This is a genomic window from Amycolatopsis sp. A1MSW2902 (genome assembly GCF_017312175.1).
Lineage (GTDB): Bacteria > Actinomycetota > Actinomycetes > Mycobacteriales > Pseudonocardiaceae > Amycolatopsis > Amycolatopsis nivea.
On record NZ_QJPO01000001.1, the window covers coordinates 1,741,797 to 1,760,405 of the forward strand.

Here is an 18,609-nt window from a genome sequence, read left to right on the forward strand (position 1 = left end):
CGGCATGATGTCGACCCGAAGGCGCAATGCCTCGTAGGACGCCCGGCGCGCTGCGCGCCGACCAGCCCGAGGCCCGCGATCTGTGGGCCGAACGTGTTTCCCCAGCACTCGACCGGTACCGGAGCTTCCTTCGCCAGCCTGGCCGCTGGCTGTATCTTCCGCTGTCCGATTGCCCGTGCTGCGATCCAGTCGACGCCCGCGACGACCTGGACGCCGCCCTGCGAGTCCTCCCCCGCCGCGACCGTGCGGAACTGCGCCGGATCCTCGCTCCCCTCGACGACGACTTCCGGCGGCGAACCCTGCCCGACCCGGCAGCTTGGTCCCTCAGCCTCTGGCACGCCTCCGCATGGTGGCGCCGGCGGCTGTACGAACGGTGACCTGCGCGAATCCCCGGGAGAGCGAGTTCACACCACCCGGGGATGCACGTTCATACATCGTCGTGCATAATCATTCCTATGTCCAAGGTGCTCACTTCCCTTCCCGTCGGCGAGCGGGTCGGCATCGCGTTCTCCGGCGGCCTCGACACGTCCGTGGCGGTGGCGTGGATGCGCGACAAGGGTGCGGTTCCGTGCACCTACACCGCCGACATCGGCCAGTACGACGAACCCGACATCGCGTCCGTCCCCGGCCGTGCGCACGCCTACGGGGCGGAACTCGCGCGGCTGGTCGACTGCAAGGAAGCCCTCGTCGAAGAGGGGCTCGCCGCGCTGACCTGCGGCGCCTTCCACATCCGCACCGGCGGCCGGGCCTACTTCAACACCACCCCGCTCGGCCGCGCGGTCACCGGCACCCTGCTGGTCCGCGCGATGCTCGAGGACAACGTCCAGATCTGGGGCGACGGCTCCACCTACAAGGGCAACGACATCGAGCGGTTCTACCGCTACGGCCTGCTGGCCAACCCGGGCCTGCGGATCTACAAGCCGTGGCTCGACGCCGCGTTCGTCGGCGAGCTCGGCGGCCGCAAGGAGATGTCGGAGTGGCTGCAGGCGCACAACCTGCCCTACCGCGACAGCACCGAGAAGGCCTACTCCACCGACGCCAACATCTGGGGCGCCACGCACGAGGCGAAGTCGCTCGAGCACCTCGACACCGGCATCGAGATCGTCGAGCCGATCATGGGCGTGCGGTTCTGGGACCCGGAAGTCGAGATCGCGACCGAGGACGTCACGATCGGCTTCGAACAGGGCCGTCCGGTGACCATCAACGGCAAGGAGTTCGGCACCTCGGTCGAGCTGGTCCTTGAGGCCAACGCGATCGGCGGGCGGCACGGGCTCGGCATGTCCGACCAGATCGAGAACCGGATCATCGAGGCCAAGAGCCGCGGCATCTACGAGGCCCCGGGCATGGCGCTGCTGCACGCGGCGTACGAGCGGCTGGTCAACGCGGTCCACAACGAGGACACCATCGCCAGCTACCACAACGAGGGCCGCCGCCTGGGCAGGCTGATGTACGAGGGCCGCTGGCTGGACCCGCAGGCGATGATGCTGCGCGAATCGCTGCAGCGCTGGGTCGGCACCGCGATCACCGGCGAGGTCACGCTGCGGCTGCGGCGCGGCGAGGACTACTCGATCCTCGACACGTCCGGCCCGGCGTTCAGCTACCACCCGGACAAGCTGTCGATGGAGCGCACCGAGGACTCCGCGTTCGGCCCGGTCGACCGGATCGGCCAGCTGACCATGCGGAACCTCGACATCGCCGACTCGCGCGCCAAGCTGGAGCAGTACGCGAGCCTCGGCATGGTCGGCGGCACCTCGCACCCGAAGCTGATCGGCGCCGCGCAGGCGGCTTCGACCGGCCTGATCGGCGCGATGCCCGAGGGCGGGGCCGAGACGATCGCGTCCCGCGGCCGGGCCGACGACGTCGAACTGCTCGACCGCGCCGCGATGGAGTCCGGCACGGACTGAGGCTTTTCTCCCGCGGATGCCCGCGTCGGCGTACCGGCGCGGGCATTCTCTCTCTATACCAGCGTCCGCACCCCGCGAACGTCTCTATATTCGGGCGGCGGCTCCCGGCTACCGTGGCGGCGTGACCCCGATTTTTCAGCTCTCCGCCGACCACGTCACGGCTGAGGCAGCGCTCGACCCGATCGCCGCGACCCTGGACGGCGTGACCACCGACGCGACCGCGCTCACCGACCTCACCCCGGACGGTTTCGCGGCCCGCGCCGACCTGGCGCGCCGCACGCTCGCCGCTCTCGCGACGCTGACCCCCGAGTCCCGCGCGGACCGGATCGCGTCCGCGCACCTGCGGAACAGCCTCGAGGCCGAACTGGCCTGGCACGAGCTGGACGAGCCGTTTCGCCGGGTACAGGCGCATTTCGGCACGCTGAATTCGATCGCCGATTCAGTCCGGCTGCTGCCGCGCCGCGACGCAGAAGACTGGCACGTCGTCGCGGTCCGGATGACCGGCGTCGAAACGATGCTCGCCGGCTGGCAGAAGACGCTGCAGGCCGGTCTCGACCGCGGCCTGCGCGCGGCCCGCAGGCAGGCGCTGGAGACGGCGGCGCAAGCCGAGCGGTACGCCGGTGTCCACAATGCACTCGTCGACGAGTACGGCGACGGACCGCGGGCCGACGAATTGCGCGCCGGTGCCGACGCCGCCCACCGCGGTTATGCGGCGCTCGCCCGCTTCTTGCGCGAGGATTACGCCCCGCACGCCACCGAAACCGACGGCGTCGGCGCGGAACGCTATGCCGTCGCGGCCCGGCTTTCCCTTGGTGCGGACCTGGATCTCGCCGAAGCTTACGAATGGGGCTGGGCGGAACTTCAGCGCATCGAAACGGAAATCGCCGCCGAGGTGGCGAAAATCCAGCCCGGCGCGAGCGTCGCGGAAGTGTTGGCACTGCTCGACAAAGAGTGCGCGGTGGACGGTGAACAGTCCTATTTGGACTGGCTGCGCGCGGCGCACGACCGGGCACTGGAAGCGGCTAGCGAGCACTTCGACATCCCGGAACCGTTGCGCGCCTTGGACGTCGTGCTCGCGTACGGATCCGCGTCGGGTTCGCCGTACTACACCGGACCTGCCGAGGACGGCACCCGCCCCGGCCGCACGTGGTGGCCGCTGGGCGGACGGGAACGCTTCGCGACCTGGTCCGAGCTGACGACGGTGTTCCACGAAGGCGTTCCCGGGCACCATCTGCAGATCGGCGTCGCGGGCCTGGCCGGGGACTCGGTGAGCCGCTACGCGCGCGTCCATTCAGTGAGCGGGCACGCGGAAGGCTGGGCGCTGTACGCCGAACGCCTCGCCGACGAACTGGGCTGGTTCTCCGAACGCGGCACCCGGCTCGGCATGCTCGCCGGTTCGGCGCTGCGGGCCGCGCGCGTCGTGATCGACCTCGGCTCGCACCTCGATCTGCCGCTGCCGGACGGTTCCCGCTGGGACTTCGACACCGCGTGCCGGTTCCTGCACGAGCGCGGATTGGCCGCCGAACACCGGGTGCACGCCGAAATCGTGCGCTATCTCGGCTGGCCGGGCCAGGCGATCTCGTACAAGATCGGCGAACGCGCGTGGCTGCGGGCGCGGGCCGAAGCCGCCGCCAAACCCGGGTTCACGTTGCGCCAGTGGCACGAGGACGCGCTGGCCGTCGGCCCGGTCGGGCTCGCGGCGCTGCAGGACGCGCTGCGTTAAGCCTTGGCCTCGCACTCCGCGCACATCCCCCACCACGTGACCTCCGCCTGGTCCACCCGGAAACCGGGCACCGGACCGGGTTCGAGGCACGGCGCGGCTCCGATCGCGCAGGGCACGTCCTGGATCCGGCCGCAGCCGCGGCAGACCAGGTGGTGGTGGTTGTCGTGGGTTTCGAGTTCGAACCGCGCGGGCGAGCCCGCCGGTTCGAGCGGGCGCAGCAGCCGGGCGCCGACGAGGTCGTCGAGCACGTTGTAGAGGCCCTGCCTGGACAACGCGCCGACGGCCCCGTCGGCGTCGAGCACCGTCGCGATTTCCGCGGCCGTGACGTGCGGGGTCCGCGCGACCGCGGCCAGCACCGCACGCCGCTGCGGCGTGTTGCGCAGACCCTTGTCGCGCAACCGCGTCCCGAACTCGTCCATGGCCCGGATCGTACCCCCAGACTTGACCGAATCAATTCTGGCGTGCACTGGCTCACAGTCCCAGAGTTGACCCGTTCTTACATTTGACTGGATCAACTTTAGGGACTACAAAGGAGGCGTGCTCACGACCTCCGCACCCATTCCGTCCAGCGCCGACGCCGGAACCCGGCTCCGGCGCGCCGGCCTGCGCGTGACGACCGCCCGGCAGGTCGTGCTGGAAGTGCTGGCCGAAAACCCGCACGTCACCGTCGCGGAACTGCTGCCGCTGGTCCGCGAACGGCTGTCGATGGCATCCACGAGGGGCGTCCACGACGTGCTGACCACCGGCGTCACCGCCGGTCTCGTCCACCGCTTCGACCACGTCGGCGTCGCGCAACGCTACGAGCTTTCCGGCTTCGATCACCAGCACCTGCTGTGCCGCCAATGCGGCCGGCTGGAGGCGATCCCCGGCGCGCCGGCGGAATCCGCCGAGGAAGCGGTGTCCGGCCTGTGCTCGCGCTGCGATCCGGCCGAGTAAGGCTCAGCGGAACGCGGCGATATTGCGGGCCGCCCAGTCGGCGAAGGACCGCGGCGCGCGGCCGAGAATCTGTTCGACGTCCGGGCTCACGCGCAGTTCGGCCGGAGTCGGCGAGCTGAGGATGTCCAAGGTGTCGTCGGCGAGTTCGCCCGGCATGCTCTGCATCATGCCCGCCTTGGCCTCGGCGCGGGTCAGCTCCTGGAACCGCACCGGCTTGCCCAGCGCAGCGGCCAGCGCCTCCGTTTGCTGACGCGGTGTGATCACCTCCGGCCCGGTCAGCTCGTACACACCGCCGACGTGCCGGTCGTCGCGCAGGCAAGCCGCGGCGACCTCGCCGATGTCCGCCGGATCGATGATCGGCACCCCGGTGTCGCCGAACGGCGCGGCGACAATTCCTTGCGTGCGAACGGATTCCGCCCACCACAGCGCGTTGGAGGCGAACCCGCCCGGCCGCAGGATCACCCAGTCCAGACCCGATTCGCGCACGGCGTCCTCGAGTTCGCGCATCGCGATCCGCGTTGTGCCGAACGGCCTGGTCGCCACGCCCAGGGTCGACAGCAGGACAACCCGGCGCACCCCAGCGTCCGCGGCCTTCGCGACGAGATCGACGGGGTTCGCGCCGACCGCGTGCAGATCGCCGGACAGCAAGAGGAACAACGCTTTCGCCCCGGTCAGCGCGGGTTCGAGACTGGCCGGATCCGCCAGATCGGCCACCACGTGCCGGACCCCTTCCGGCACCTCAGCGGCCCGCCGCGACACCGCCGTCACCTGCTCGCCCGCGTCGGCGAGCGCCCGCACCAACGGCCGGCCGATGTTTCCGGTCGCCCCGGTCACCACGATCATGAACAGCTCCCTTCGTAGGCCGCCGACGCTAGGCCGATCCGCTTACTCTTCGTAAGGACATACCTTTCGGTAAGCTCGATACGTGACAGGAAGCGCGCAGTTCAACCCGGCCGCCCCGCCGCCGCGTTATGAGGTGTTTCACACCGACTGCCCCGCGCGTGCCGTGATCGACCACGTGACCAGCCGGTGGGGCATCTGGATCCTGATCTCGTTGCGGGACAAGGAACTCCGGTTTTTCGAACTGCGCGAAAGCATCCGGGGCATCAGCGAGAAGATGCTCGCTCAGTCCCTGCGCGCACTGGTCGAGGACGGCCTCGTCTGGCGGCGCGTCGAGCCGACCACCCCGCCTCAGGTCACCTACGGCTTGACCGAGTTCGGCCAGGACCTCGGCGAACCCCTGGACGACCTGTTCGACCGGATCACCCGGCGGCTGGACGCCCGGTAACCGCCCTGGTCAGGCCCCGCATTACCCCAGAGGTAATTTACATACAGACTGCATGTATGTATCTTCGCCAGCATGAGCGCATACGAAGACCTGGGCACTGCCCGGCACGTCAACCTCCCCCAAGGCGAACTCCGGTACTTCGAGCGCGGACACGGCCGTCCGGTCGTTTTCGTGCACGGCGTACTCACCAACGCCCTGCTGTGGCGCAAGGTCGTCCCGGCCGTCGCGGACGCCGGATTCCGGTGCCTGGCCCCGGATCTCCCGCTGGGCGCGCACCCGGTGCCGATGCGCTCGGACGCCGACCTCAGCGCCGCCGGGCTCGCCACCCTCCTGGGAGACTTCCTCACGGCACTGGACCTGGAAGACGTCATCCTGGTCGCCAACGACACCGGCGGCGCCATCACGCAACTGCTGCTCGCGCGGTATCCGGAACGGGTCGGCCGGGTCGTGCTGACGCCGTCGGACAGCTTCGAGTACTTCTTCCCGCCGATCTTCCAGCCGCTGCCGGTGCTCGCCCGCGTGCCGGGTTCGATGGCGGTACTCGGCCAGTTGCTGCGGATCAAGCCGCTGTACCGGTTGCCGCTGCTGTTCGGCTGGGTCACGAAACGCCCGCTGCCGCCGGACGTCGCCGAAGAGTATCTCGGCAAACTGCGGAAATCCCCTGGCCTGCGAAGGGATTTGCGCAAGTTCCTGCGCACCGTCGACTCGAAGCACACCCTCGCCGCGGCGGAGAAACTGCGCCAGTTCAAGCGTCCGGTACTGCTGGTCTGGCCGCCGGAGGAGAAGCTGTTCCCGATCAGCCTCGCGCACCGCCTGGCGGAGGTGCTGCCGGACGCGGAACTGGTCGAGGTCGCGGACTCCTACACCTTCGTCTCGGAGGATCAGCCGGACGCACTGGCCGGGCACATCACGCGCTTCGCCGCCGCCATGGCAGATTAGGTGCGTGCGACGTACCCAGCAAGAACGCTCCGACGCGACGCGAGCCGCACTGATCAAGGCTGCCCGAGACCTCTTCGGCGCACGCGGCTACCACGACGTGCCAGCCGAAGAAATCACTCGCACGGCAGGCGTCACGCGGGGCGCGCTGTACCACCACTTCGGCGACAAACAGGGCCTGTTCCGGGCCGTCGTCGAAGTGCTGGAACGCGAACTGACCGTCGAGGTCTCGGACGTCCTTGACGGTGCGCCGGATCCGCTTTCGGGTCTTTCAGCCGCGCTGGGGGTGTTCCTTGATGCTTGTCTGCGCCCCGATGTCCGGCGGATCTCGCTGACCGACGCCCCGGCGGTGCTGGGGTGGGACGCCTGGCGCGATCTGGAGGCCGAGTACGGCTTGGGGCTGGTCGCGGAGCACCTGACGGCTGCGCGGGATGCCGGGTTGATTGTGGATACGCCGGTGGATGCCTTGGCGCAACTGGTCTTGGCGGCGGTGATGGAGGCGGCGAGAATGATCGCGCACGCCGACGACCCGGAGCGGGTGCGGGGGGATGTGCAGCAGGTGTTCGCCGGGTGGTTGAGCGGGTTGTTGCGCACTTCTTAGCTCACAGCCGGATCGACTTCTGGTTCATGAACTCCTCAATCCCCGACGGCCCCAACTCCCGCCCCATCCCCGAGCGCTTGATTCCGCCGAACGGCAAATCCGCCTGCGACCCGCCGGATTTGTTGAAATACACCATCCCCGCCTCCAGCCGATCCGCGACCCGGCGCAATCGAGCCGGATCCGTCCCGAACACCGCCGCTCCCAAACCGAATGGCGAGTCATTGGCGATCTCGATGGCATGGTCATCCGACTCAGCACGGAACAGGATCGCCACCGGGCCGAAGATCTCTTCCCGGTAAGCGTCCATTTCCGGCGTGACATCAGTCAGGACGGTCGCCTCCAGATACGCACCCTCGCCACGACGACCGCCGGTCCGCAAGGTCGCGCCCTGCTCCACCGCGCGGGCCACCTGAGCGGCGACCTCGTCCGCTGCGGCGACGGAAGCCAGTGGAGGCAGCTTCGCGGACGGGTCGGCGGGATCCCCGGGGACGTAATAGTCCGCGACCCGCTTAGTGAACCGGTCCACGAATTCCTCATAAAGGTCAGACTGGACAATAATCCGCTTCGGCGCATTACAGGACTGCCCGCAGTTACGCATCCGCGCGGTCGCGACAGCGCGCACCGTTTCGTCCAGATCCGCGGTGTCGAGCACCAGCAACGGGTCCGCGCCGCCTAATTCCAGCACGCATCGCTTCAGATTCCGGCCAGCCTCGGCCGCCACCGAGATACCGGCTTGTTCGCTGCCGGTCAGGGAAACGCCTTGAATCCGTGGGTCAGCAAGAATCATCGGGACCTGGCGGCTGGACGCGAAGGTGTTCACGTACACATCGTCCGGTACGCCCGCCTCCTGCAGGATTTTCTCGATCGCCAGCGCCGAACGCGGGCAAATCGACGCGTGCTTGAGCAGGATCGTATTGCCCAGAACCAGATTCGGCGCGACAAACCGGGCGACCTGGTAGCACGGGAAATTCCATGGCATCACGCCCAGCAGCGCACCGATGGGCTCCTTGCGGATCACCGCGGAACCGCCGCGGATCGGGAGCGGCTGGTCGGCGATCAGGTCCGGGCCTCGTTCCGCGTAGTAGCGGAAGATGTCCACGACGATCCCGACCTCGCCGCGCCCCTCGTTGATCCGCTTGCCCATCTCCAAGGTCATGATCGCGGCCAGCTCGTCGGCGCGCTGCTCGAACAGGTCCGCGGCGCGCGCGACGATCGCTGCTCGTTCCGCGACCGGACGCGCCCGCCAGCTGCGATATCCGCGGTCGACGCGCTCGATCGCCGCGCGAACCTCCGCATCGGTCGCGTTCTCGATTTCCTCGATCAGCTGGCCCGTGGCCGGGTCGGTCACCGTGTACATCGCGGTCTCCCTGCGGTCGGCATCCTCGCCGACATTCTATTGCATACAGTATCCCGTGTATAGATGACGCAGGGTAGCCGATCCTTGACCGAGCGCTGGCGGCCGAGTATGGTCTAGACCACAAATGTCCCCACCCCTCCGCCCGCGCACCACCCCACCGCGGGCTCGTCGGTCGTGCCGTGGCTCGTCCGGCCGCCCTCCGGCGCGGGAGCGGGCCCGGCTTCGAAGGAGCCACCATGCCCCGCAAACGCACGATGCTCGCCGCGCTCGGCGGCGCGGTCCTCGCCCCGGTGCTGATGCTGATCGGCCCCGGCATCGCCAGCGCGCACGGCTACGTCAACTCCCCGCCGAGCAGGCAGGCCCAGTGCGCCGACGGAACAGTGTCCTGCGGCGACATCAAATGGGAACCGCAGAGCGTCGAGGGCCCGAAGGGGCTGCACAGCTGCAGCGGCGGCAACGAGCGGTTCGCCGACCTCGACGACGACAGCAAGGGCTGGAAGGTCACCCCGGTCGGCACCCAGGTGACCTTCAACTGGGTGTTCACCGCGCGGCACGCCACCCTCGACTACGAGTACTTCATCGGCGACACGATGGTCGCGAGCTTCGACGGCGGCGGCCACGCACCGGGGGAAACCGTGTCGCACCAGGTCGACCTGAGCGGCTACACCGGACAGCAGAAGGTGCTCGCGGTGTGGAACATCGCGGACACCGGCAACGCGTTCTACGCCTGCATCGACCTGAACGTTTCCTGACCGCTCGGAACGCCGGGCAGCCGGACGGAATCCCCGCTCCGGCTGCCCGGCGCTTCATCCGGCGAACGCCTCGGCGACGGCGAGACTGTCTTCGTAAACGTGGTACCGCGTGATCAGCCCGCCGCTGACGGTCACGCGCACCGCCAAACCGGTCGTGAAACGTTTGCCGGTCAACCTGACCGTTTGGGCGCTCGCCCCGAAGAACACCGCGTCCGCGCCGTCGACCAGAATCCGGTCGAACCGGACGTCGCTTTCCTCTGGCACACAAGCACTTCCGAGCGTCCGGAAGTGGTCCGCGATGTCCGCGCGCGAGGAACGGGGATGGATCCACGGCACCACGGGATGCGCTGGTTCCGGCCAGCTCAACCGCCAGTCGACCGGTTCCGCGAAAAGCTCCGCGATCCGGTCCGGGTCGGCCTGCTCGATCCGGCGCAGCAATTCCTCCACGACCGCCCGGGCGTCCGGGAACGTGGGGCGCGGCGGTTCGGCGAACTGGCAGTCGCGCCGGATACGGCCGTCTTCGCCGAGTTCGAGCACGACCAAGCCGGTCCAGGCGACCTCCCCGCCCGCCGCGGGGACCATGTAGGTGCTGAACCGGACCATGCCGTGATGGCCGACTGCGTCCCCGGCGGGCCGGAACACAAATCCCGCCCCGCCAACGAATTCCTCGAAAGCCTCGCTGACCCGGCGCTCAAGCTCCTGATGGCCCCGAAACTCCGCGGACTCGGTGAACTGCACCCCGTCCTCGGCCCACAACGAAGCGATCGCCACGCGCCGGGCGGCCAGGTCGGGCTCGTTCCACACTGCGACATAACGCCTGGCGAACTCGCCGGCGTCCATTTCCTGATACATGCCCGGACGCTAACCGCGTCCCACTGACATCTTGTGTCAGCGGAACGAGGCTTCCGCGCTCCGCTTGCCGACCAGGAACCACAGCATCGGCCCGAGGAAAGGCGCGCAGAACGCGAAGACGACCCACACGAACTTCATCCCGGCACCGAGCGGACTGCCGAGCACGCTCACCAGCGCGCCGATGAACAGCAAGACCGGGAACGCCACCAGCACCGCGATCCCGGCGATGGCGGCGAACTGCAGGCCGGTATGGACGGTGTCGGCCAGGACGGCGGTCATCAGGCGATTCCTCTCTCACGACGGGCGAAAACCCATTGTGCGAGCGGAACCGCTCGGCCCGGATCGGCTTGACGGCTCGATCCGGGTACCGCTTAAGTCGTACTCGCGTCCACTATGGACGTCAGGCTCCGAACAGCTCGAGCAAGGCCGCCGGTGCGTCCGGGCGGAAACAGCTGTCGAGACTTTGCGCTGACTCCGCCGCCGATTTCGCGCTGCGCGGGAACAACGCGGCCTCGTACTCGGCGAGCGCGCGTTCGACGTCGTCCGGGTGCCGGGCGAGGGCTAGTCCCAGCTCAGCGCCGTCCAGCATGGCGAGGTTCGCGCCCTCTCCGGCGAACGGCGACATCACGTGGGCGGCGTCCCCGAGCAGCGTGACGCCGGGCACGCGCGACCACGAATGCTCGACCGGGAGCGCGTGGATCAGCCGGGGGGTCAGCTCGCCGTCCGCCTCCTCGACCAGGGCGCGGAGCCGGTCGGACCAGCCGTCGAAGTGGCTCAGCACGGCGGCCTTGGCGGCGGCGTGATCGGTGAAGTCGATGGACGCGGTCCAGGTTTCCGGGACGCGCACGGCGGCGTAGACGTGCAGGCTGCCGTCCGGTTCGCGGTGCGCGAGGAAGCCTTTGTCCTCGCCGAGCGCGAAACTCATGCCGCCGCCGAGGAGCGCCGCCGCGTCCGGGTGCCGGGAGTCGGCGTCGAGGAGGTCGATCTCGACGAAGGAGAACCCGGTGTACGCCGGTTTTTCCGGTGAGACCAGCGGGCGGATCCGCGACCAGGCGCCGTCGGCTCCGACGAGGACGTCCGTAGTGAGAGACGTGCCGTCGGCGAAAGTGAGGCGATGCCGCCCGCCGGACAACGGTTCCGCGGCGGTGACCTTCATGCCCCAGCGGACGGTGCCCTCGGGCAGCGAGTTGAGGAGGAGGTCGCGCAGAACCCCGCGGTCGATCTCCGGCCGCTCGCCGCTGCCGTCGTCCTCTTCGGCGAAGAGTAGTGCGGCGGTGCGGTCGTAGACGCGGGCTTCCTGCCCGCCGGAGTGGATCAGGGTACGGAATTCGTCGTGCAGACCAGCGGCGCGGAGGGCGACCTGGCCGGAGTCTTCGTGGATGTCGAGCATGCCGCCCTGCGCGCGGGCGGACGGAGAAGCGTCGAGGTCGAGGACGGTGGCTTCGATGCCGTGGACGTGCAGGACGCGGGCGAGGCTGAGACCGCCGAGGCCGGCGCCGACGATGGTGATGGTCATGGGTTGCTCCTTTTCTCTGTGGTTGGCTCTCAGCTTAACGAACATGTTCGTTACGAACAAGTTCGCTACCGGGTGACGCCGGTCAACCCTCGATCCCGATGGGTGGCTTGGGACGGTACGGGCGTCCGGGCTCGCGGCGAATGGACAACGATTCGCCAGACAGCGCAACCTGATCGAGGTGCGCCTGGTTTACCAAGCGGTCACTCGATTGGTGGCGATCCAGATCACCTGAGGGGGCCGGAACATTCGGGCGGTTGGAGCGTTGTACAGGGTGTCGGTACGGAGGTGCCCCCGGGCCTCACCTTCTGCCTTCCAGGAATACCGGTCCGGCCGGAGCCTGGTCGTGCCACTCGCCGCGAGGCGGCCCCCGTACCGGCGCAGAACCACCCGCTCCGCGTGACTGCTCCCCCCAGACGCGGAACGGGATCCGGTGCTCCTGCTCCCGCCGGCCGGTAACCCCCAGCCGGTCCGGACGGAGAGCGGGAGCACACCCCCGGCCGCGGGAATGTTCTTGGCCCGCAAGGGGTTGTATGGGGTGTGGGGGAGCAAGCTTTGCCCGCTGGATGAGTCCGGGTTCGACTGCGGGTTCGCAGATGAGTTCGGTTGAGCCGAGTTCAATTGCGGATGCGCAGCTGAGTCCGGTTGAGCTGAGTTCAACCGCGGGTGCGCGTCGGAGTCCGGATAAGCCGGGTTGCGCCGCAGAGTTCGGAGGAATCGGGTTCGGCCGCAAATGCGGTCAGAGTTCGAACCGAGCTCGGCCGCAGATGCACGTCGGCAGTCCGGACGAGCTGGGTTGCGCCGCTCGTCGGTGTGCCGGGCAGTCCGGTTGAGACCGTCCGAACCGGACACGCCGTTTTCCCAAGCCACCCCGTCCGCTGCGGCATCTCTCCCCAGTGCCCCGCGCGGACGGGGACCCCGCGCCCCCGCTCCGGCTCCCGCAAGCCGGACGCGCGGGGCGCCCAAACCACCTCGCTCGCCGCGCCACCCCCTCCCCCACGGTCGCGCGAGCGGGGACATGCACCCGCCCGGCCGCCGGATCCCGACCGGATCGGCCGGGCGGGTGCCCCACGCCGCGCCTGACCGCTTTGCGGCGCGGGCAGACGTTGCCTTTGCTGGGCGATGCATCGCGCGCTCCCGCACCGAATGACGCATCACGGCACAGCAATACCCGCCCTCGCTGAGTGACCGCATCACGGTGCGGGGGATGCACGCCCGTCACTGAGCAACGCCTCCACGCGCGGGCGGCCCCCTTCTCCGAGCAGCTCATCGCCGCCGCAGTCACGCACGACTCACCCAGCAACGCACCCCGGACCGTTCGTGGGCGCTCCACACCGGGAAGCATCCGAGGTCGGGCGCACGCTCCACACTGACCAACGCATCCAGGCACGGGCATGCACGCCCTCACCTAGCAACGCGTCCCCACGCGCGCAGCGCACCCTCGCTGAGCGACACACCACCCACAGGCGCGCACGCCCACATCACGGCACAGGCATGCACACCCACACCGGGTGACGCCCCGGCACAGGCAACGCACCACTCACCGAGCAACGCATCGCACCACAGGCACGGACGCCCCATACCCAGTGACGCGTCCCAGCACAGGTGAACTCACCTGTCGCCAAGCGCTCGGCTCAGCCGATCCATTCGCGGGCATCGCGGAGCAATCCGAGCATCCCTGAGACCAGCCGCATCTGGTCTACCGTTCTGATGTCGGCTTCGAGCAGCTTCGGAGAGCACACCAGGACAGCGACGGACTGCGCGCGGGAGAGAGCGACGTTCAACCGGTTACGGGACAACAAGAAATCAAGGCCTCGCGGCAAGTCTACCGCCGACGAGGAGGTCATTGTCGTCACCACAACGGGTGCTTCTTGACCTTGGAACCGGTCCACTGTGCCGACTCGGACGTCGTCGAAGCCGGCGTCGGAGAGTGCGCGCGTCACGACTCGCGCTTGCAAGTTGTACGGGGCTACGACAAGGAAATCGGCGTCCGTGAGCGGTCGGCCTTCCCACGATCGGCCGTGCAAGGACTTGATCACCGCGACCACTTGCTCGGCTTCTTCCACCGAACGCGTGGTGTTCCCGCGATGCTCGACCGATGCCAGATAGAGACCGGACGGGAAGCCGTCGATCGAACGTTCCGCGCTGGGATGCGAGTGCAGCAGACCCGCGTACGACAGGTTGGAAACCGGCGCGCAGACCGTGGGATGCATGCGGCGCGTCAGGTCCAGGAAATAGCCCAGTTCCGGCGGGATGATGTCCGCCTCGCCAATGAGATGGCCGAGCGCCGACGCCTCCGCACCGGCCGGGTGCGTGCCTTGCACGACTTGCGGCAACTGTTGTGGATCCCCCAGTAGTACCAGGTTTTTCGCGCACATCGACACCGCCAGTGCGTCCGCGAGGGCGAACTGACCGGCTTCGTCGATGACGAGAACGTCGAAGGGTTCCTCGCGCACGGCGGCGTTGGCGAAGGTCCACGCCGTGCCGCCGACCAGGTGGCCGGTGTCGTGTTCTTCACGCCAGCGTACCAGAGCGGTGTTGTTTTTTGGCTGTTCCCAAGGCAATGAGGGGTCCGGCGTCCGCTTCGCGCGCTTGGCGCAGGCCATCTCCGGCGCGTTCTCCATGGCCGCCGAGAGCACGTTCTCGACCGCCTTGTGGCTGTTCGACGTGACGCCGACGGTCCGGCCCGAACGCACCAGATGCGCGATGAGTTTCCCGGCCAGGTAAGTCTTTCCGGCTCCGGGCGGGCCCTGGACGGCGAGTACGGAACCGTCGAGCTGGTCGACTGCGGTGATCACCGTGGCGACCAGATCTTCGCCTGGTTCGGGCAGTCCGCCGCGCAACCGGGGGATGCGGCGCAGCAGGTCGACGCCGGGGTGTGACGGCAGCGCAGGCAGAGTTTCCCCTACCAACCGCGCGAGATCGGCTACCGCCTCGTCCTTCGGCGACGGGCGGACCGGGCTGCCGGGCAGGACCGCTGCGGGGAGGTCGTTGGACGTCCGGTCCGGAGCGCTGCTCTCTTCCAGCGTCACCTCGACGGCCGTCGCGGACACGACTTTCGCGTCGCGCGCGTCGGCACCGTAGCGCAAGCGCACGTCGTCACCAGGCGCGTACGGATGCGGACGGTCCGGGTCGCACCTCACGACCAGCGTGCGTTTCGCGGTGCGCAACCGGCCGGACGGCGGCACCCACTCGCCCGCGGTCACCGACACCGGGACCGCGCAGGTCGTGTCTACTTCGAGATCGCTGATCGGCGCGGCCAGCTGGCGGAAAAACTCCCACCACGCCGGATTCGTCTCGCGGCGGTGGTAGCCGACGGAGGCGGCCAGCAGCGCGCGGGCGTGGTCGTCGGGGGTGAAATCGGCGGGGTCGTCGGGGAGGCCGTCCAGGAGCGGGTCGACCAGCGCGGCCATCGCGGCGGCGCGTTCGGCTCGGCGCTGGGCGGCTTCCTCTTCTTCGGTGCGGCGGAGCAGAGCGTCCACTTCGGACTCAGGGTCCGGCTCGGCGAGGGCGATTCCGGCTTCGGTGCGCACGCGGTGCAGGAATTCGTGCAGGCGCAAGGTGGAGACGCAGTCGTACTCGTTGTAGTCCGCGATGCCGCGCAGCACTTCTTCGGCCTGCTCGGTGTTTCCCGCCGACGAGAGCGTCAGGTAATCCTCGTACGCCTCGATGCTCGACGCCGCCGTTTTTACCTCGCCGGCACGGGCTTCCGGCATGTACAGTGGTTCTAAATACTTGATCGAATACGACCGCTGTCCTACCCGCAAAGCCTTGCGTACCACGGCATACAGGTCGATCATCGCGCCGCTGCGCAGCAGCTCGTCCACGGCTTCCTCCCGCGTGCCGTGGACGGCGGCGAGCCGCTTGATCGCCGTGACCTCGTACGGCGCGTAGTGGTAGACGTGCGCGTCGGGGTGTTCCGCGAGCCGTGCGGTGGCGAAGTCGACGAACTCCTCGAACGCTCGTTTCTCCTGCGCGCGCGAGTGTGCCCAGAACGGGGTGAAGCGCTCGTCCGGGGTGACCGCGCCGAAGAGGTACTCCAGGCCGGTGCCGGCCAGGGCGTACGGGTCGCCTTCCATGTCGAAGAAGACGTCGCCGGGGCTGGCTTCGGGCAGTTCGGCGAGCGCGTCCGGAGAGATGATTTCGTAGGCCAGCTCCCCGGTTTCGTCCTGCCGGACCTGGATCGCGGCCTGCGCGCGCAACGAGGCGAACGTGCCCTCGGACATGTCGCGCGGACGGTCGGCGGGTTCGGCGCCGGCGAGCGCGTCGATGGTGCCGAGCCCGGCGGTCACCAGCTTGCGCCGCTGCTCGCTGCGCATCCCGGCGACCAGCGACAGGTCGCGGTCGGCCTCGCGCGCGGACGAGCAGTGGTCGGCGAACGCGCATCCGGTGCACGCCGGACGTTCGTCTGCCCAGATCCGGTCCGGCAGCTGCGGCGGACGGTCCTCCAGCCGGTCGCGGAGGCGGTCCACGAGCGGGAGGAAGTCGTCGACGCGGAGGCTGCGCGTGCTGCCGTCGCCCAGCAGCAGGTGCATCTCCGGCCCGGCGGGCCAGCCGCCGCGACGCAGTGCGTCGGCGTACGCGGTGAGCTGCACAACCGCCGACGGCTTGGCGTGCCGGGCGAGCTTCGTGTCGTAGACCTCGTAGCGGCCCTGGTCGTCGCGCAGAAGGAAGTCGGCGCGGCCGGAGAACTCGCCGTCGTGGAACACCGCCTGGTAGACGACCGGCGCACCCGCGCGCAACGCTTCCTCGGTGGCCTTCGCCGCGACGACCGGATCGTGCTCCTCGATCTCGACGACCTGCGTCCGCTCGCTGCGCAACCGTCCGAGCGTGGCCGCCTCGTGCGCCCGCCCGTGCTTCACCGCCAGCCGATCGGGTGCCGAAGTGGGCCGCGGCGCGCCGGGTATCCCCGCCGCCAATGCCTGCTTGAGGATGCTCCGGTGCTCGCATTCGAGCAGGTCAGCGAGATCAGACGGCGTGTACATCGCCCGGCAGTCTGTCACGGCCGAGGAAGGGCTCTGGCGAGGCGGGCGCCGACACGCCGCCCGGAATTGTCGGTGGTGGATGGGATGATCTTGGAGTGGGCGGGAACGGGGGTGATGGGAGGTGCGTGCTGCCCCGCCAGCCTCAGCGGGGCGGCGGGCGGTCCGCTACGGGATCGGGCGGCTGAGCAGTCGCTCGAGCCACGACTCACGCGCTGCGACGCACGCGTGGGCCAGGGCGGAGTCTGGGGCGAAGCCGTGGAACGCGCCGCCTGGCCAGCCTCAGTGGGACGGCGCGCGGTCCCGCTGAGGCATTGGGCGGCTGAGCAACCGCTCGAGCCAGGACTCACGAGCCGCGACACACGCGTGGGCCAGCGCGGAGTCTGGGGCGAGGTCGTAGAAGCCGTGGAACGCGCCGCCTGGCCAGCCTCAGTGGGGCGGCGCGGTCCGCTACGGCATCGGGCGACTGAGCAACCGCTCGAGCCACGACTCACGAGCCGCGACACACGCGTGGGCCAGGGCAGAGTCCGGGGCGAAGCCGTGGAACGCGCCGCCCCGCCAACCTCAGCGGGACGACGCGCGGTCCCGCTACGGCATCGGGAGGCCGAGCAACCGCTCGAGCCACGACTCACGAGCCGCGACACACGCGTGGGCCAGGGCAGAGTCCGGGGCGAGGTCGTAGAAGCCGTGGAACGCGCCGCCCCAGACGTGGAGTTCTGCGTTGCCTCCTGATGCCCAGATCGCGGTTGCGAAGGCGACGTCCTCGTCTCGGAAGACTTCCGCCGCGCCGACGTCGATGAAGGTCGGCGGGAGGCCGCTCAGGTCGGTTGCTCGGGCGGGTGCTGCGTAGGGCGAGACGTCGGCGGTTCCGCGGCGGTCGCCCAAGACGGCTGTCCACGCGGTCAGGTTGCTGGTCCGGTCCCAGACGCCGGTGCCGTCGTACTGGCGGGACGACACCGTCTCGTTGCGGTCGTCGATCATCGGGCATTGCAGCAGCAGGCCGAGCAGCGTCGGGGTGCCTCGGTCGCGGGCCAGTAGCGCGGTGCCGGCGGCTAGTCCTCCGCCGCCGCTGCCGCCGAACATCACTAGGCGTTGCGGGTCGAAGCGCAGGGCGTTCGCGTTGGCGGCCGTCCAGCGCAGGCCCGCGTAGCAGTCCTCGACGGGGACCGGGTCGGGATGTTCCGGGGCCAACCGGTACTCGACGGTGACGGCGACCGCGTCGTACTTCAGCACCCATTCGATCAGCGGGCTCGCTCCGGCGAAGCGGTCTCCCATCACCATTCCGCCGCCGTGGAGGTAGTAGATGCCGGGGCCGGGGGTCTCGTGGTCCGTGCGGGACAGGACGGAGACCCCGATCTCCGCGCCGTCGTAGCCGGTGATGGTGTGGTGGGCGCAGCGGACTGGGCGGTCGCCGATTTGGTCTTCGATGCTGGGGAAAGGGAGGTTCCGGTAGTGCGGCAAGCGGTCCGCGGTCATGCCGATCGGCACGTGGTCGGCTAGTGCGGGCAGCACCGCGGCGAGTTCTGGGTCGAATGGCGGACGCGGCGAATCGTGCGTCATGAGTGCTCCTGAAGGTCATCGTCCCCGCGACCAGCGCACAGCGGAGCGCACGCCAAGGGCGCGAAGGGGAATTGGTGGGGAAAGAGTCGGGCCAGGGCACTCGTCGGCCGGTACGCCGCCGAGAACCCGGCGGCTAGCCTCTGTCCACCTCGATGAGCATGCGGTGAGATTACCCTACTGCGGCGACATTCCCGGGCAGCACAAC

General features: G+C 69.1%; 16 protein-coding genes. 8 read left to right on the plus strand and 8 right to left on the minus strand.

What is annotated here, in order from left to right:
• Positions 1–26 precede the first annotated feature (26 nt).
• The 3 genes from DMP23_RS08065 to DMP23_RS08075 all read left to right on the plus strand — a co-directional run bounded on the left by DMP23_RS08065 (position 27) and on the right by DMP23_RS08075 (position 3,627).
• Complete coding sequence (locus DMP23_RS08065) at positions 27–377, plus strand: hypothetical protein (RefSeq protein WP_238604624.1); 351 nt, start codon at positions 27–29, stop codon at positions 375–377.
• A 78-nt stretch (positions 378–455) separates the two neighbouring features.
• A complete protein-coding gene (gene argG, locus DMP23_RS08070) occupies positions 456–1,904 on the plus strand; it encodes an argininosuccinate synthase (protein WP_134665030.1) in 1,449 nt (482 codons plus the stop codon).
• A gap of 121 nt (positions 1,905–2,025) precedes the next feature.
• Positions 2,026–3,627 carry a DUF885 domain-containing protein gene (locus DMP23_RS08075; protein WP_337820641.1) on the plus strand — a complete coding sequence of 534 codons (1,602 nt, stop codon included), beginning with the start codon at positions 2,026–2,028 and terminating at the stop codon, positions 3,625–3,627.
• Here the strand turns inward: DMP23_RS08075 and DMP23_RS08080 are convergent.
• Positions 3,624–4,046: a Fur family transcriptional regulator gene (locus DMP23_RS08080; RefSeq protein ID WP_134665034.1), complete on the minus strand. Its 423-nt coding sequence runs from the start codon at positions 4,044–4,046 to the stop codon at positions 3,624–3,626. The genes DMP23_RS08075 and DMP23_RS08080 overlap by 4 nt on opposite strands.
• A gap of 118 nt (positions 4,047–4,164) precedes the next feature.
• Between DMP23_RS08080 and DMP23_RS08085 the strand changes: the two genes are divergently transcribed.
• Complete coding sequence (locus tag DMP23_RS08085) at positions 4,165–4,563, plus strand: Fur family transcriptional regulator (protein WP_337820642.1); 399 nt, start codon at positions 4,165–4,167, stop codon at positions 4,561–4,563.
• 3 nt (positions 4,564–4,566) lie between these two features.
• Here DMP23_RS08085 and DMP23_RS08090 read toward each other — a convergent pair whose 3' ends face one another.
• Complete coding sequence (locus DMP23_RS08090; protein WP_337820643.1) at positions 4,567–5,406, minus strand: SDR family oxidoreductase; 840 nt, start codon at positions 5,404–5,406, stop codon at positions 4,567–4,569.
• 82 nt (positions 5,407–5,488) lie between these two features.
• On the opposite strand from DMP23_RS08090, the gene DMP23_RS08095 reads away from it, so the two are divergent.
• The 3 genes from DMP23_RS08095 to DMP23_RS08105 all read left to right on the plus strand — a co-directional run bounded on the left by DMP23_RS08095 (position 5,489) and on the right by DMP23_RS08105 (position 7,388).
• Positions 5,489–5,851 carry a winged helix-turn-helix transcriptional regulator gene (locus tag DMP23_RS08095; protein ID WP_337820644.1) on the plus strand — a complete coding sequence of 121 codons (363 nt, stop codon included), beginning with the start codon at positions 5,489–5,491 and terminating at the stop codon, positions 5,849–5,851.
• Positions 5,852–5,923: 72 nt separating this feature from the next.
• Positions 5,924–6,790 (plus strand): alpha/beta fold hydrolase, encoded by an 867-nt coding sequence (locus DMP23_RS08100; protein ID WP_337820645.1) that lies wholly within the window; start codon positions 5,924–5,926, stop codon positions 6,788–6,790.
• A 4-nt stretch (positions 6,791–6,794) separates the two neighbouring features.
• Positions 6,795–7,388: a TetR/AcrR family transcriptional regulator gene (locus DMP23_RS08105; protein WP_337820646.1), complete on the plus strand. Its 594-nt coding sequence runs from the start codon at positions 6,795–6,797 to the stop codon at positions 7,386–7,388.
• A gap of 1 nt (position 7,389) precedes the next feature.
• On the opposite strand, the gene DMP23_RS08110 is transcribed toward DMP23_RS08105, so the two are convergent.
• Positions 7,390–8,745 (minus strand): NAD-dependent succinate-semialdehyde dehydrogenase, encoded by a 1,356-nt coding sequence (locus DMP23_RS08110; protein WP_337820647.1) that lies wholly within the window; start codon positions 8,743–8,745, stop codon positions 7,390–7,392.
• A 236-nt stretch (positions 8,746–8,981) separates the two neighbouring features.
• Between DMP23_RS08110 and DMP23_RS08115 the strand changes: the two genes are divergently transcribed.
• Positions 8,982–9,497, plus strand: a complete 516-nt coding sequence (locus DMP23_RS08115; RefSeq protein WP_134665055.1) for a lytic polysaccharide monooxygenase auxiliary activity family 9 protein — start codon at positions 8,982–8,984, stop codon at positions 9,495–9,497.
• 54 nt (positions 9,498–9,551) lie between these two features.
• Here DMP23_RS08115 and DMP23_RS08120 read toward each other — a convergent pair whose 3' ends face one another.
• The 5 genes from DMP23_RS08120 to DMP23_RS08140 all read right to left on the minus strand — a co-directional run bounded on the left by DMP23_RS08120 (position 9,552) and on the right by DMP23_RS08140 (position 18,404).
• Complete coding sequence (locus tag DMP23_RS08120; protein ID WP_337820648.1) at positions 9,552–10,349, minus strand: nuclear transport factor 2 family protein; 798 nt, start codon at positions 10,347–10,349, stop codon at positions 9,552–9,554.
• A 36-nt stretch (positions 10,350–10,385) separates the two neighbouring features.
• Positions 10,386–10,628, minus strand: a complete 243-nt coding sequence (locus tag DMP23_RS08125) for a PLDc N-terminal domain-containing protein (RefSeq protein WP_037810531.1) — start codon at positions 10,626–10,628, stop codon at positions 10,386–10,388.
• Positions 10,629–10,749: 121 nt separating this feature from the next.
• On the minus strand, positions 10,750–11,865 hold the full coding sequence (locus DMP23_RS08130) for an FAD-dependent oxidoreductase (RefSeq protein WP_337820649.1): 1,116 nt from the start codon (positions 11,863–11,865) through the stop codon (positions 10,750–10,752).
• Between the two features lie 1,631 nt (positions 11,866–13,496).
• A complete protein-coding gene (locus DMP23_RS08135; protein WP_337820650.1) occupies positions 13,497–16,847 on the minus strand; it encodes a TM0106 family RecB-like putative nuclease in 3,351 nt (1,116 codons plus the stop codon).
• Positions 16,848–17,432: 585 nt separating this feature from the next.
• The gene (locus DMP23_RS08140; RefSeq protein ID WP_337820651.1) at positions 17,433–18,404 is read right to left on the minus strand and encodes an alpha/beta hydrolase; all 972 of its coding nucleotides are present in this window, start codon (positions 18,402–18,404) and stop codon (positions 17,433–17,435) included.
• Positions 18,405–18,609 lie beyond the last annotated feature (205 nt).